8 protein-coding genes are annotated in these 16,101 nt (G+C 40.9%); 1 reads left to right on the top strand and 7 read right to left on the bottom strand.

Annotated features, from left to right (window positions below; all coding sequences use genetic code 11):
* Positions 1 to 141: 141 nt before the first annotated feature.
* The 7 genes from J2T13_RS10910 to htpG all read right to left on the bottom strand — a co-directional run bounded on the left by J2T13_RS10910 (position 142) and on the right by htpG (position 9,570).
* On the bottom strand, positions 142 to 861 hold the full coding sequence (locus J2T13_RS10910) for a DsbA family oxidoreductase (RefSeq protein WP_429371106.1): 720 nt from the start codon (positions 859 to 861) through the stop codon (positions 142 to 144).
* A 258-nt stretch (positions 862 to 1,119) separates the two neighbouring features.
* Positions 1,120 to 3,504 carry an ABC transporter permease gene (locus J2T13_RS10905; RefSeq protein WP_429371104.1) on the bottom strand — a complete coding sequence of 795 codons (2,385 nt, stop codon included), beginning with the start codon at positions 3,502 to 3,504 and terminating at the stop codon, positions 1,120 to 1,122.
* Between the two features lie 6 nt (positions 3,505 to 3,510).
* The gene (locus J2T13_RS10900; protein WP_429371102.1) at positions 3,511 to 4,269 is read right to left on the bottom strand and encodes an ABC transporter ATP-binding protein; all 759 of its coding nucleotides are present in this window, start codon (positions 4,267 to 4,269) and stop codon (positions 3,511 to 3,513) included.
* Positions 4,270 to 4,368: 99 nt separating this feature from the next.
* Entirely contained in the window at positions 4,369 to 5,796 is a 1,428-nt protein-coding gene (locus tag J2T13_RS10895) for a sensor histidine kinase (protein WP_429371100.1), read from the bottom strand.
* A gap of 42 nt (positions 5,797 to 5,838) precedes the next feature.
* On the bottom strand, positions 5,839 to 6,552 hold the full coding sequence (locus J2T13_RS10890; protein WP_429371098.1) for a response regulator transcription factor: 714 nt from the start codon (positions 6,550 to 6,552) through the stop codon (positions 5,839 to 5,841).
* A gap of 433 nt (positions 6,553 to 6,985) precedes the next feature.
* Positions 6,986 to 7,426 carry a HEAT repeat domain-containing protein gene (locus J2T13_RS10885; RefSeq protein ID WP_429371122.1) on the bottom strand — a complete coding sequence of 147 codons (441 nt, stop codon included), beginning with the start codon at positions 7,424 to 7,426 and terminating at the stop codon, positions 6,986 to 6,988.
* Between the two features lie 263 nt (positions 7,427 to 7,689).
* Positions 7,690 to 9,570 carry a molecular chaperone HtpG gene (gene htpG / locus J2T13_RS10880; RefSeq protein ID WP_429371096.1) on the bottom strand — a complete coding sequence of 627 codons (1,881 nt, stop codon included), beginning with the start codon at positions 9,568 to 9,570 and terminating at the stop codon, positions 7,690 to 7,692.
* 714 nt (positions 9,571 to 10,284) lie between these two features.
* Between htpG and J2T13_RS10875 the strand changes: the two genes are divergently transcribed.
* Entirely contained in the window at positions 10,285 to 15,930 is a 5,646-nt protein-coding gene (locus tag J2T13_RS10875; RefSeq protein ID WP_429371094.1) for a family 14 glycosylhydrolase, read from the top strand.
* The last annotated feature ends 171 nt before the right edge of the window (positions 15,931 to 16,101 follow it).

The following is a 16,101-nucleotide window of genomic DNA, read 5'->3' as shown; positions in this document are numbered from 1 at the left end:
ATTTAAAAAAGCTGCCGCCTGCAAAATACAGACAGCAGCTTCAATAAGTTAGCTAACCTTTTTATAATTGTCCTTTACAAAGGGTACATTTTACTTCAATATTGAAGAAGATCTTGCCTTTTTCTTATTCCAAGACCATGATCAACTCTTATCCTGCTTTGGAACTATACAGCCGTCTTCTGTACATACATCACCATCGGCTGAGTCACCAAGTACGGTAAATGGATGCTCTTCGTCCCAAGCTTTCTGCAGCGCATTTAAGAATACTTCACTTGATTGTGCCCCGGATATGGCGTATTTACGGTTAATAACGAAGAATGGAACACCTTTAACCCCTATCTGTCCAGCTTCCTGCTCATTCGCACGCACTTCCTCACCATATTCTCCATCCTTCAATACACAGAGGGCTTCAGCACGATCAAGCCCAACTTCAGCAGCTAAATCTGCTAATATCTCATGATTTCCAATATGAAGCGTGTCGGTAAAATGAGCTCGCAGCAACCGTTCCGTCATCTCCTTAAGCTTCCCCTGGGATGCAGCAAAGTGGGATAAACGATGCGCGTCGAACGTGTTCGTCTGAATCGTGCGATCGAAATAATAATCAAGACCAAGCTCTTTGGCCTGTTGCGTAATATTGTTCGTATTGGCAATAGCCTGTTCGCGGCTCATACCATACTTGGATGCAAGCATATCATACACCCCCGGATTACCATCGCGCGGGGAATCCGGTGCGAGTTCAAAGCTCTTATATACCACGTCAACGGCATCTTTATGCTGGAATTGCTGTAGTCCAGCTTCGAACCTGCGTTTTCCAATATAGCAGAACGGACACCCATAATCAGACCAAATTTCAACTTTCATCGATGATACCTCCACATCTAATTGTTATATCGCTTGATATCTTCATTATACCTTGTTAGTTATAAAAAGTAAGTAATATATAAAAATATATTAAGTAAGGAATATATGTTAACTATGAAGTTGAAGAGTACCCGTCAATTATCAATATCCTTAATCTAAGATCTTTGCGGTCATCATGTTTCACATTTAAGCAAAAAAAAACCTCCCAGAGCGACGACATCCATACGGGTCGCGTCCAGGGGGCAATACTAATACTCTTTACTCAATCACAAGTATCTGTGGAGACGTAGTAGCCACTATTCTTGAGGACGCCCATGAGCCAAGCCCAGCTGAGATGATAGTCACAACGGCTATGGCAATGATCCATCCCCAATGCAGTACCAAAGGTAATTCATCTATCCCATAATCCAAGAGAAGACTTCTTAAAATCATAGGCAAAAGATAAACTCCCACAAATACACCTATGATGGCTCCAATCGTAGATAGAGCTACGATCCCCAGCGTTACACACAATCTAATTTTTGTTGAAGTCAGTCCTATGGATTTATATATGCCGTAGGTTTTACTTTCTTTTCTAATGTTAATACGGCTAGTACTGTATATGATGATGATCGTAACCCCAGTGAATAACAATCCCATGATACTCATGGGCAGAATTAAAGATGCAACAGCTTGTTTAAATAAATTATCTAATAACGTTTGCTGCGATACTGCCGATGCGGAGTCCTTATATTTCAAATTTAATTCATTTACAACATGATCTATTTCTCGATCATTTTCCAGATTAATGTAAGCTCCATCCAGAGCATTGTAATCGGGATGATTTACTTTGATTGCATCCACTGTAATTCTTCCTGAAACAGACATATTAGCGATGGCCTGGTAGATTCCACTAACCGTAAGTGTATGCTTGTATCCTTCGATATAGACCTCGACAACATCTCCTATATCTTTGTCCAGTTGTTTAGCTACACTAATTCCAATCGCAATTTCACTTTTATTTCGCGGGTTCTCACCTCTAAATGTGGTGAATCCTATCTCGTCATAACTCCCATCCATTACAGTTATAGGGAAATTGATGGGCTGGGGATTGGAGACAACTCCATTCGTACCGTCCACCCATCCGATACTTTTAATTCTTGGGTTAGACAATATTGCTCTATCAAATTCAGCACGAGGAAACGCCGATTTGTTATTAATCTGTACTACAATGTCGGATGAATCATATCCCCATAATGGTGATGTCTGCTTAATATTACTAATACTATTTATTAAAATAAACCCTAGCACGAGCACTGCTGACATAATGGTTGCTAAAAGCATCATAAGACTGGAGGCCTTCTTGTTCTTCCATAAATTTCTTATACCAATCACGACAAGGAGCGGTGCCTTCCCAAAAGAAATGATTTGATTTTCTTTAGCAGCGAATCGTTTTGTCATTCTGCTATTATCCGTTTCGGACATCCCATATCGAATTGCTTGCATAGGCTGTACAAGCCGCGCTTTGTTGGAATAGAACAGCACACACAACAAGACAAGTATAAATACAAAGATTCCAACGGCTAAGGTTATAAGATTCCCTTCCAGACTGGCTTCCGTGGTTCCCGTCTTCAAAGACGAAAGTGTACTTTCTATGATAACGTTCGATATCCATTGACTAGCTATTAATCCCGGGATTATCGCGAACATAGAAATCAATGCATATTGTGTTAAATAAGTGCCCATCCATCTCCTTGAAGATAGCCCTAATGCTTTGATTACACCAATCGTTTTATAATTGGATAAGATATCATCTGAAATTGTAAATCCAATCGTAAATAAAGCCACAAACATCATCACAATACCTAAAAAAATCATTATAAATCCAATCATTTTATTCATAATCAGATAAAAAGCAGTTATTTCCTCAAAACTCGTTTTTGTGTCAAGATAAGGCGTACCCATGTCTTGCTCGAATTGTGCCCAATAGCTTGTACTTTGGCTATAATCATCAAATCTAATCCCCATCATATACTGATCTTTACCCTTCATGGCATGAAATTGTTCATTATAGTCCTCATGATTCATCCATATGCGTACACTTGTGGCAAAGGGTGCTCCGAGGGGCATATCCACAACGATCGCCGCTACTTGCAATTCGAAATCTTTCTCACCTGTTTTAAATCCTAGTGTATCTCCTACTGAAATCTCATGTAAATAAGCAATGGAAGAGGGGAGCCATATTGTCCCTCTATCTGGCTTTAAACTCTCATTCCCTTGTGCAAATATAAGCTCATCCACGGCATAAGGACGCGTAGGCGTATCCATCATATACAAATATAGGCTTGAAAGATCTAGCCCCTGTTTCGTCGTGATTCCGGATAAATTTCTAAACGGAATCAATTCTGATGACGTAACTCCTTCTTGTTCATTCCACCATTGATGTACCCTCTGCGGGTCATGCAGCTCATTTCTTAACTCCAACATCTCATGTGAGCCATGTGTTTTATTGTGCATATCCGTAAATAAATTATTTGTATTCAATATAACCGTGACCGATGTAGCAAGTAGTAGTGTCGATAAAAGGATGAGTAAGCCAATCAGTCCATTGTGTATTTTCTTTTTTCTTAAATTAGCTAAACAAAGAGTATAAACTGCATACATAAGCGCTTACCCCTTTCCTGAGACGCACGAGAATATGATCGCTTCTCTGTCTTGGATTTGGGTATGTTCAAACTTATCAAACTCCAGCACATCTGAGATTTTCCCATCTTTTATCAGAATAAGACGATCAGCTCTGCAAGCTGCTTTGATATCATGGGTTACCATGACCACGGACTGTCCTTTACGATTCATATCCGTTAGAATATCTAGGACTGCCACACCTTGATCATAATTTAGGCTTCCTGTCGGCTCATCGGCAAATATAACGTCTGGTGTATTGATCAACGCCCTGGCAATCGCTGCTCTTTGTTGTTGTCCACCTGAGGTCTGTGAGGGGAGGCGATGCTGCTGTCCGTCGATTTCCATGCCCTTCATCAATGAGAGTACGTTTCTCTTCACTTGCTTCTTAGGCTGTCCAGCAATGTACCCGGGTAAAGCGATATTCTCATATAGGGTAAGGTCAGGCACTAAATTAATACTTTGATAAATATATCCGATTCTATTTGCTCTGAACTCTGCTATTTGCTTCTGGGTGTAGCTATCGATCCGTTGTCCTTGAAAGTAAACCTCACCCACCGTTACGGAATCAAGCCCACTTAGCATATACATCAGTGTGGATTTTCCTGATCCTGAATTCCCCATAATCACTGTGAAGTCCCCTTCATAAATTTCTAAATCTAGATTCCTGATGGCATGAAATTGTTCGCTGCCTGTGGAATATGTTTTGCAAAGGTTCGTAGCTTGAATGATCGCCTTTTTTACCAAGAATAATCCCTCCTCAAATAAATACATATCCTTATTGTAAAGGGCAGTTATGTATAAATACTTATCTAAATATTAATGAAATATTACAACCGCCATCTATCATAACGGAATCAAACACTGAAATACCGTTCCTTGACCCTGTACGCTTTTGAATGAAATGGAACCATGATGCGCTTCAATAATATGTTTGCAAATGGAGAGTCCTAATCCCGACCCCTCATTCTTGGGATTGGCATGCAACGTGACTTTGAAATAGCGATCAAAAACAAAAGGCATATCCTGCGGCAAAATCCCCTTCCCTGTATCCGCTATCGTTATTTTCAACTGCCCCTGCGCAAGCTCTATATTCACACTAATGGAATCACCCGCAGCTGTATGTTTCAAAGCATTGGCAATGAGATTAGAAATAACCTGTTCCAATCGATTGGCATCAGCACGAATCAGCACATTAGGAATATCTAGCGGCTCAATGAAAGTCACCCCTGATGTGCGAACATAATGACAGATCGGTTGTAGAATCGTAAGCAACATGTCCCGAGTATACTGCTCCGTGAGCGTCACAGAGATCTGTCCTAATTCTTTTAAGGCATGTAGCAAAAGATCCTCTGTCAATCTCGTCATTTTCTCCGTGTTATTATGCATCACCTCAACATATTCCATAACCGATGACATATCAGGACAGACCCCCTCACGAATCGCTTCAATGTAGGCTTTCAGCGTTGTTAAGGGTGTCTTTATCTCGTGAGAAATATTGGTGATTAGTTCCTTCTGTGCTTGCTCTTGTTCATCTCTCCGCAGACTATGATGCATAATCTCCATTCTCATTTGGTCAAACACTGTATAAACCTCACCGATTTCATCCATGGCAGCATATGTAGCTTTTTGCTCATAATTGCCTTTTAGAATAGCTTCTGAGTGATCTTTCAAGTGATGAATAGGCTGAATAATTTTCCTGTTCATTTTATTTCTAATAAGAAATATCAGATAACAGAGGATGAGCAGTATAGAGGTCATAATCATAAATAGGGAAAAAGGCATAACGTGGCTTCTCTCAGCAAACACAGTATTCGCAGGTATTGCAAATAAAGCATTTCCAACTTGGACTTGAGTTGCCTCATCAATCACCGGAAAAGCGATGTTATAGGTATCCTGATCTACTCTTGCATGATATAAATCATAATGAAGCGCCGTTTTGAGATCTATGTGTTGGATGGTGTTGTTGGGTGAGGAATTGAAGATAACGCGTCCATCCAGTTGTGCATATATTAAGCTCACTTGGTGATCTTGAGATAGGGCTTGGAGGCCCTCTTTTACCTTGCGATCATCAGCAATCTTCCCATTATTTTGCTCTAAGTACAGCATCATCTCACTCACTTGAAGTCGTACCTGATTAATGACATGTCTGGAGTCAGCCTCTTGTTCACTTCTGTAGTCATCCCAGAGCAAGCCTCCCCCACATCCGAATAGGATGAGTAGACAAACAAGAACGACTTTAAACCATTTACTAATCCACTCACTCAAATACATAGGATTCTCCCATCTTACTGACATTCAAATGTCATTCATGTGTCATTCGTCAAAGCTAAATTTGTATCCAATCCCCCAGACTGTCTTAATATACTTAGGGTTGGACGGATCTACTTCCAACTTCTCACGTATTCTTCGAATATACACAGTTATCGTACTTTCATCTCCATACGCCGTGTAGCCCCATACAGCATCCAATAGCTGACTTTTAGAGAATACTTGGTTTCTATGCTTGGATAGAAAAAATAACAGTTCCAGTTCTTTCGCAGATAATGAAATTTCGTTGCCTTCATTGGTTACTTTATATCCCTTTTTATCAATGGTGACCGTTCCAAAATGTAGAATATCCTCGTTGTCCGGTTGCTTTGGCGGTGCACTTACCATACTCTCGACTCTACGTAGATTAGATTTGATTCTTGCTAATAACTCGGTTAATGAGAAAGGCTTCGTCATATAATCATCCGCACCAAATCCCAATCCAAGCACTTTATCTGTGTCGCTACCTCGGGCACTTAGGATAAGAATGGGAACATTATTGTTCTCGCGAATTTGGCGGCAGAGCTCGATCCCATCAATATCAGGTAGCATAATATCCAGAATAATGAACTCCGGATTCAATAACTCAATGGCTAATAAAGCATCTTTACCATTGCCAGCAATAGTTGCCTCGTATCCGTTCTTGCTAATATAATCCTTTATAATTCGTGCAATATCTTGTTCATCTTCGATAATAAGGATCTTTCGTTGTCGATTCATCTCTCGTCTCCTGAACGTATATAAATAGTGGATTAGGGTGTCATATCGGGCTCAATAGCAATATCAGTGCTTGACAAATGTATCGAGTTGATTGATGACGCTGCGCTGATGGATTGTCCTTCCGATCACTGTTGCCCCCTAAATTTTTTTGAATCTGCCGCTCTTTGCGGTGAAAATTTAGGGGCAAAGTATATGCTTCCGATGTGGCTTTCCAAAGGAAAGCTTTAGGCGAACGCTACGCTTCTCCAAGACAATTCCATCCTCTCCGCTACGATCTGCACAGCCTTCTATTTTCTGCAATCACTTATTATGATTTAGAGCCTCATATCGTTTAATTCGTTCATAACCGACTTATTCCCTTCTTTCGCCAATATGAATACACACAAAAAAGCATCTGACTCAAGTTCCATCAGATGCTTTACTTTAGAGAATATTACTTTATAGAAAGGGATGCCCAAGTGCTTTCGAGCCACTGATCAAAGTTATCGCCCTTGTCACCTTCGTACGTATCATAAATATCGACTCTCATCTTTTTCAGCTTCTCTTTGAAATCTTCATACGTATGATCTGCGGGTAGACTTTTCTTGATTCTTATTAAGATTTTAGTTAATCCTTTAAATAATTCACCTTTGTTCTTGGAAGGTGCTGGAACATCTTCGCCCAGTTCTTTAAGCTTCAGATAAGCAGCCTCTTGTACTTGATACACAGGATCATTAGTTGCCATATGCGTCAGTACATCGATCACTTGTTTATTATCTAACTTAGCCAACTCTTCAACTGCATTTAATCGAACTTTCCAATCGGATGAACGATTAGCAGATTTTTTCAAATCCTCATATGTTGGACCTACCTCAATATCTTCTTGTTCATTTATTTCTTCTCCATTAACTACTTCTTCATTGATGACTTCTTCATTATTCAAACCATTCAATCCCCTTCTAATTCAAATCTTGTTAACCCATTGAGAAATATTCATATACAGCAATATATTCGTTCTCTTTATTGTGAGCGTTAACGTCAATAATGTCCATATAAATCTCCATAGACACTAGTCTTTCCCTCATAAAAGATAAATAACCCGCCTAGTTTGCACCAGTGTCGGGTTATTTCGGTTACGGTACTCATTATATCGCTGTATTACACCATTATTTTGCAAATATCATTTGTAAATTCTACTGGATCTTGAATTGGCAATCCTTCTATTAACAATGCTTGCGTGTATAACAGACTGGTATATAGATTCAGTTTGTCTTTATCTTGTGCATAAGCATCCTTTAAGGACTTAAATACCTCATGGTTGATGTTGATTTCCAGAACTTTATCTGCTTGTACATCTTGACCATTAGGCATTGCTTTCAATATTTTTTCCATTTCAATTGTAACTTCACCCTCTGTAGATAGACATACGGGATGCGTTCTTAATCTTTTGGAAGCTCTGACGCTCTTCACTTTATTCGACAGTTGGCTTGTCATATATTCAAAAAGTTCCTTGTTTTCATTCTCTTCAGCATCTGATTTCTCTTCATTTGCTTCCGATTCGATCCCTAAGTCACCGCTCGATACAGATTTAAACTCTTTCTCTTTGTAGTTCTGGATCATCTTGATCGCGAACTCATCGATATCATCCGTAAAGTAAAGAATCTCAAATCCCTTGTCCAGTACCATTTCGGTCTGTGGAAGCTTATCAATTCTATCCATCGATTCCCCAGAAGCATAATAGATGTACTTCTGATCCTCCGGCATTCTTGATACGTATTCATCCAAGGAGACTAGTTTCTTCTCTTTAGAGGAGTAGAACATTAGCAAGTCTTGCAGTACTTCTTTTTCCATACCATAATCGTTGTATACCCCAAATTTAAGCTGTCTGCCAAAGGATTTATAGAATTGCTCATATTGTTCTCTTTCATCCTTCAACAAGCTTTGCAATTGACCTTTGATTTTGTTCTTAATGTTCTTGGCAATAAGTTTAAGTTGTCTATCGTGTTGTAGCAGTTCTCTTGAGATGTTAAGTGATAGATCTTCTGAGTCTACCATTCCTTTGACAAAGCTGAAATAGTCAGGAAGTAGGTCCGAGCACTTGTCCATGATCAATACACCATTGGAATATAGCTCTAATCCCTTCTCATATTCCTTCGTATAATAATCAAATGGCGTATTCTCTGGGATATATAGAATGGCATTATAGACTACAGCACCATCTGCACTGATATGAATATGTTTAATGGGCTTATCGAAGCCATAACGTTTCTCAGCATAAAAGTTATTATAATCTTCTGCTGTCAGCTCATTCTTATTTTTTCGCCAGATTGGAACCATACTGTTGATAGTTTGTTCTTCTTGGAATTCTTCGAATTCATTCTCACTGTCTTCTTTAGGACGTTGTCCCTTAACATCCATCTTGATTGGGAATCTAATGAAGTCTGAGTACTTCTTAATAATCGATTTTAACCGATACTCATCTAAATATTCATCATATTGATCATCTTCTGTGTTCTCTTTAATTTGCAGAATAATCTCCGTACCCACAGCGTCCTTCTCACAAGGCTCAATAGTATACCCATCTGAACCCTCAGATTCCCACTTGAAGGCTTCGTCGCTTCCCAATGCTTTACTGATTACAGTCACTACATCTGCCACCATAAAAGCTGCATAGAACCCTACTCCAAACTGACCAATAATATTGTGCCCATCTTTGGATTCATTCTCTTTCTTGAATGATAATGAGCCACTCTTGGCAATAATACCCAAGTTATTCTCAAGATCCTCTTTCGTCATCCCAATACCCGTATCGGAGATTGTTAAAGTACGACGTTCCTTATCGGCAGTTACTTTAATATAATAATCCTCTTGATTAAACACCAATTGATCATCGGTTAATGCTTTATAATATATTTTGTCAATGGCATCGCTCGCATTAGATACGAGCTCTCTCAGAAATATTTCTTTCTGCGTGTAAATGGAGTTAATCATCATTTCTAGCAATCTTTTGGACTCTGCTTTAAACTTTTTCTTAGCCATGAATAATGGATCTCCTTTCAATATAAGAAAATAATTAGGATGCTTTAATTGATATGCTACTCTAGCTGAAGTGTTGGCACTAGGATTAGCACTCTGGATCTCTGAGTGCTAATCCTTGTTTTTATATACCATGTACGCCTATGGAATGTCAATATTTGAACGGTTCCGAATACATATTAGATTTAAATAACTACTAATCGAAATCTATTTAATGAGTCATTTGATCCATTTATATCAGCATATATAACTGTATAGATTGAACTAGAATCTAGTCTCCTATTCTCAGTTATTATTATAATTCATGTAAAATGATGGGTGGCCATCCACTTAAGTAACACTCTGTCTTCCCTACTTTCTTTCTTCAAAATATGATGATTTCCTCAACTTAACCTACCGATTTCAATAGTCATTTCAGCTATTTTTCGAGCAAAAAATTCAAAATATTTATTCGCTTCACTAAACCCGCTAAAATTACATTAATATGCTTCAATTGTCATATTGTGAAATTTAAGAATATAATTTATAATCTACAGTGTAAACGTTTGCATTACTTTTAATGTTTTTCCTCTTCTCTTTAAACCCCACACGCTGACTGGCCTTAGCCCGCCGTTTTAACCTAGTTACAACGATTCACAGAACCCGCTTTCAGAGCTGCACGAAGAATCATTCCAAGTCATATGTAAGCGGATTCACAAAAAAAGGAGGATGGTAGATTTGAATTCAAGTAGAATGTTTTGGAGAAAAGCTCGTGCTCTTGCTTTAGGCTTTATTTTAGTCTTCTCCACGATTACAGGCTTATTTACAGGATCAGGCACAGCAAGCGCAGATGTAGCTAACGATTTCAAGGCATCTGTTATGGCGCCACTAAGTAAAATCACAGATTGGAATGCGTTTAGAAACCAATTGCAGACATTGAAAAATAATGGTGTCTACGGAATTACCACCGATGTATGGTGGGGCGATGTAGAAGCAGCAGGCGATAATCAATTCGATTGGAGCTACTACAAGACTTATGCAAACGTTGTCAGCGAATCTGGGCTGAAATGGGTTCCGATCCTTTCGACCCACACCTGCGGAGGAAATCCAGGTGACGATTGCAACATCCCTATTCCTTCCTGGTTATGGAACAAAGGCTCTGCTGATGAAATGAAGTATAAGAGTGAGACCGGTTTTGTCAATAATGAAGCTCTTTCACCATTCTGGAGCGGCATTAGCCAACAATACTCTGAATTATACACCTCATTTGCATCTAACTTTGCTAGCTACAAAGCACTTATACCCAAAATCTATCTAAGCGCTGGACCTTCAGGTGAACTTCGTTACCCTTCCTATTATAATTCAGCGGGCTGGAATTATCCTTCTAGAGGAAAGTTCCAGGTCTATACAGACACTGCGAAGAATGCATTTAGAACAGCTATGGTCAGTAAATATGGTTCTTTAACCGGCGTAAATCAGGCCTGGGGACTATCCTTGACGAATGCGAGCCAAATCAACCCTCCAAGTGATGGTGATTCGTTCTATTCTACTGGCGGATACAACACGAATTACGGTAAAGACTTCCTTAAATGGAACCAAGGCGTACTTGAGAATCATCTTGGCGTAATAGCCACAGCAGCTCACAATAGCTTCGATTCCGTGTTCGGCGTTCGTATCGGTGCGAAGATCTCTGGTATCCACTGGCAATATAACAATCCATCTGCGCCACACAGCGCGGAAAATGCTGCAGGATACTACGATTACAACACCCTTATTCAAAAATTCAAAGACAGCAATCTGGATCTGACATTTACCGCATTGGAAATGAATAATGACGGCAGCTCACCAGCGTATTCGATGCCTTCTACGCTGGTCGATACTGTATCTTCCATTGCGAATAGTAAAGGCGTTCGCTTGAATGGCGAAAATGCTCTTCCCACAGGTAACTTCCAAAAAGTCCAAGAAAAAATTACGCAATGGAAATATAATGGCTTTACTCTTCTACGTCTTGCAAATCTCGTGAATAGTAATGGCTCTGCCACCGGTGATATGGCTGGATTTAAACAGTACGTCATCAGCCATACGAAGGATGACGTTGACACCACGGCACCAAGTATTCCAACAAACCTGGTGTCTACAGGTAAGACAAGTACATCCATTTCCCTAGGCTGGACAGCTTCCTCAGATGCTGTCGGGGTAACCGGCTACGAGATTTGGCGTAATGGTACTAAGGTTGGAACAAGCGCTGCCACTAGTTATACAAATACAGGATTAACGGCAAATACAGCTTACAGTTATACCGTGAAGGCTTATGATGCAGCTGGTAATATCTCAAATCCAAGTACTGCACTTCCTGTCACTACTAACCCAATAGTTATCGATACCATTGCACCATCCATTCCAACGAGTGTGGTATCTACAAGCAAAACAGATACAACCGTTTCCTTATCCTGGACAGCTTCCTCAGATGTTGTCGGGGTAACCGGCTACGAAATTTGGCGCGATGGTGCCAAGGTGGGAACATCTACTTCCACAAGTTATACGAATATTGGATTAACGGCTAGCACAGCTTACAGTTATACTGTGAAAGCATATGATGCAGCTGGTAACATCTCCGATGCGAGTACGGCATTCAGCGTAACAACTAACGACGTATCGGCTGGTAATCAGGTGACTGTTTACTACAAAAAGGGATACGCTACACCTTATATTCACTACCGTCCAGCAGGCGGCACTTGGACTACGGCACCAGGGACAGCCATGCTTGATTCAGAATTAAGCGGTTATTCCAAAATCATAGTTAATATTGGCTCTGCCTCCCAATTAGAAGCTGTCTTCAACAATGGTAGTGGCACTTGGGATAACAACAATTCTACAAATTATCTGTTTAACGTTGGTACTTGGACTTTCACTCCTGGCTCTAATGGAGCAGCTGGCTCAATCTCAGCAGGACCTGTTCAAGGTACCGATGACACCACTGCACCAAGCGTACCAACGAATGTCGTATCTACAGCTAAAACAGAAACATCCGTTTCCTTATCCTGGACAGCTTCCTCAGATGTTGTCGGGGTAACCGGCTACGAAATTTGGCGCGATGGTGCCAAGGTGGGAACATCTACTTCCACAAGTTATACGAATATTGGATTAACGGCTAGCACAGCTTACAGTTATACTGTGAAAGCATATGATGCAGCTGGTAACATCTCCGATGCGAGTACGGCATTCAGCGTAACAACTAACGACGTATCGGCTGGTAATCAGGTGACTGTTTACTACAAAAAGGGATACGCTACACCTTATATTCACTACCGTCCAGCAGGCGGCACTTGGACTACGGCACCAGGGACAGCTATGCTTGATTCAGAATTAAGCGGTTATTCCAAAATCACAGTTAATATTGGCTCTGCCTCCCAATTAGAAGCTGTCTTCAACAATGGTAGTGGCACTTGGGATAACAACAATTCTAGAAATTATCTATTTAACATCGGTACTTGGACTTTCACTCCTAGCTCTAATGGAGCAGCTGGCTCAATCTCAGCAGGACCTGTTCAAGGTACCGACGACACCACTGCACCAAGCGTACCAACGAATGTCGTATCTTCGGCTAAAACAGAAACATCCGTTTCCTTATCCTGGACAGCATCTTCGGATGTTGTCGGGGTAACTGGCTACGAAATTTGGCGCGATGGTGCCAAGGTGGGAACATCCACTTCAACTACCTATACGAATACTGGATTAACGGCTAACACAGCTTACAGTTATACTGTGAAGGCGTATGATGCAGCCGGTAACATCTCCGATGCAAGTACGGCATTTAGCGTAACGACTAACAACGTATCGACTGGCAAGCAAGTGACCGTTTATTACAAAAAGGGATATGCAACACCTTATATTCACTACCGTCCAGCAGGCGGCACTTGGACTACGGCGCCTGGGACAGCTATGCTTAATTCTGAATTAAGCGGTTATTCCAAAATCACAGTTAATATTGGCTCTGCCTCCCAATTAGAAGCTGTCTTCAACAATGGTAGTGGCACTTGGGATAACAACAATTCTAGAAATTATCTATTTAACATCGGTACTTGGACTTTCACTCCTGGCTCTAATGGAGCAGCTGGCTCAATCTCAGCAGGACCTGTTCAAGGTACCGACGACACCACTGCACCAAGCGTACCAACGAATGTCGTATCTTCGGCTAAAACAGAAACATCCGTTTCCTTATCCTGGACAGCATCTTCGGATGTTGTCGGGGTAACTGGCTACGAAATTTGGCGCGATGGTGCCAAGGTGGGAACATCCACTTCAACTACCTATACGAATACTGGATTAACGGCTAACACAGCTTACAGTTATACTGTGAAGGCGTATGATGCAGCCGGTAACATCTCCGATGCAAGTACGGCATTTAGCGTAACGACTAACAACGTATCGACTGGCAAGCAAGTGACCGTTTATTACAAAAAGGGATACGCTACACCTTATATTCACTACCGTCCAGCAGGCGGCACTTGGACTACGGCGCCTGGGACAGCTATGCTTAATTCTGAATTAAGCGGTTATTCCAAAATCACAGTTAATATTGGCTCTGCCTCCCAATTAGAAGCTGTCTTCAACAATGGTAGTGGTACTTGGGATAACAACAATTCTATAAACTATCTGTTTAACGTTGGTACGTGGACATTCACTCCTGGCTCTAATGGAGCAGCCGGTACGATCTCTGCTGGGGCACCCATTATCGATAATACTACACCTAGTATTCCTACGAATGTCGTATCTACCAGTAAAACAGGCACAACCATTTCCTTTTCTTGGACAGCTTCTCCGGGTGCTGTCGGGTACGAAATTTGGCGCAATGGATCCAAGGTAGGAACCACCAGTTCGACTAGCTACACGGATACAGGATTATCAGTATTAACAACATACACTTACACTGTAAAGGCTTATAATTCTGCAGGTAACACCTCTGGAGCAAGTGCTCCCCTTAATGTGACTACTGACAGTTCAACTAACCAAGGAGCAACAGACTGGTCGAAACAAAGCATTTACTTTATCATGACAGACCGCTTCGTTAACGGTGACACTTCGAATGACAATTTTGATGGATTCAATTCGAACAAGAGTGATCCTAAGAAATGGCACGGCGGAGATTTCCAAGGCGTTATCAATCAACTGGATTACATCAAGAATCTGGGTTTTACAGCCATCTGGATTACACCCGTTACATTGCAGAAGGGTGACTACGCTTACCACGGTTACCATACCTACGACTTCTACTCGGTAGATGGGCACCTTGGTTCAATGAATAAATTCAAAGAACTGGTAAATACGGCTCACAACAAGGGGATCGCTGTCATGCTAGATGTCGTTCCTAACCACACGGGTGACTTCCAACCAAACGGCTTTGCCAAAGCTCCATTTAATAATTATGATTGGTACCATCATAATGGAGAAATTACAGGCTCCGATTATAATTCGAACAACCAATGGAAAATTGAGAACGGTGACGTTGCCGGTTTGGACGATTTGAATCAAGATAATCCAGCGGTAACTGCTGAGTTGAACAACTGGATTAAATGGCTTATTAACGAATCCAAAGTCGATGGTTTACGTGTGGACACAGCCAAACATGTATCTAAAGGGTTCTTGAAATCCTTTGACAATGCGGCTAATATATTTACAATCGGCGAAATATTTGACGGAAGTCCAACTAAAATTGGAGATTACTCCAATTACCTTGACGCTGTCCTAGACTTCCCTATGTATTACACAATGCAAAATGTGTTCGGTCATGACGGGTCAATGACACAAATTAGAGACCGTTACGCCCAAGATTCCAATTATCGTGATGTAAGTCTAAACGGCACATTCATTGATAATCACGATGTGAAACGTTTCCTCAATGACGCTTCCGGAAAACCAGGCAATGGTGCTGACAAATGGCCACAATTAAAAGCAGCTTTAGGATTTATGCTAACATCACGCGGTATCCCAATTCTCTACCAGGGTACGGAACTAGGCTATAGCGGTGGTGACGACCCTTATAACCGTGAAGACGTAGTTCCTAACGCTAATCACGAGCTTTATAAGTATATCGCCAAGATCAACGCTGTTCGCAATAGTCATCCTGCATTGCAGAATGGTACGCAAAAAGAAAGATGGGCTGACAGTACCTTCTACAGCTTCCAACGTTCTAAAGGTGGCGACGAGGCAATTGTCATGATCAACAACTCTTGGAATACGGAAACTCGGACTATTGGAAATTTCGAGAATCTCTCAAATGGATTGACACTCAAGAATCAACTAGGTACGGATTCTGTTCAACTTAACAACGGTACGGTTACCGTTACTTTGGCTCCTAAGGAAGTCAAAATCTTTACAAAATAAAGCGTTCCTGCGAAGCTCAATCGATTTTCCCAGAAGTAGAAGATAGTCTCTATCAAAAGAGAGGGGGAGTATTCTCCTCCTCTTTTTTGTGTTTCCCTTTCTAGGCGGGAAGCCACATATAATCTACTACAGAAGGGGAGCAATCAAAACAACCCCGACACCGTCTAAACG

Source organism: Paenibacillus sp. DS2015, from assembly GCF_050433705.1.
Classification (GTDB): Bacteria; Bacillota; Bacilli; order Paenibacillales; family Paenibacillaceae; genus Paenibacillus_AQ.
Note: the sequence above shows the minus strand (reverse complement) of the source record. Positions and strands in the feature narration are given on the sequence as shown.

Excerpts from the sequence above, each read along its gene's own strand:
- J2T13_RS10890 (WP_429371098.1), bottom strand. The coding sequence starts at position 6,552 with ATGAATCGACAACGAAAGATCCTTATTATCGAAGATGAACAAGATATT.
- J2T13_RS10905 (WP_429371104.1), bottom strand. The coding sequence starts at position 3,504 with ATGTATGCAGTTTATACTCTTTGTTTAGCTAATTTAAGAAAAAAGAAA.
- J2T13_RS10895 (WP_429371100.1), bottom strand. The coding sequence starts at position 5,796 with ATGTATTTGAGTGAGTGGATTAGTAAATGGTTTAAAGTCGTTCTTGTT.
- J2T13_RS10910 (WP_429371106.1), bottom strand. The coding sequence starts at position 861 with ATGAAAGTTGAAATTTGGTCTGATTATGGGTGTCCGTTCTGCTATATT.
- htpG (WP_429371096.1), bottom strand. The coding sequence starts at position 9,570 with ATGGCTAAGAAAAAGTTTAAAGCAGAGTCCAAAAGATTGCTAGAAATG.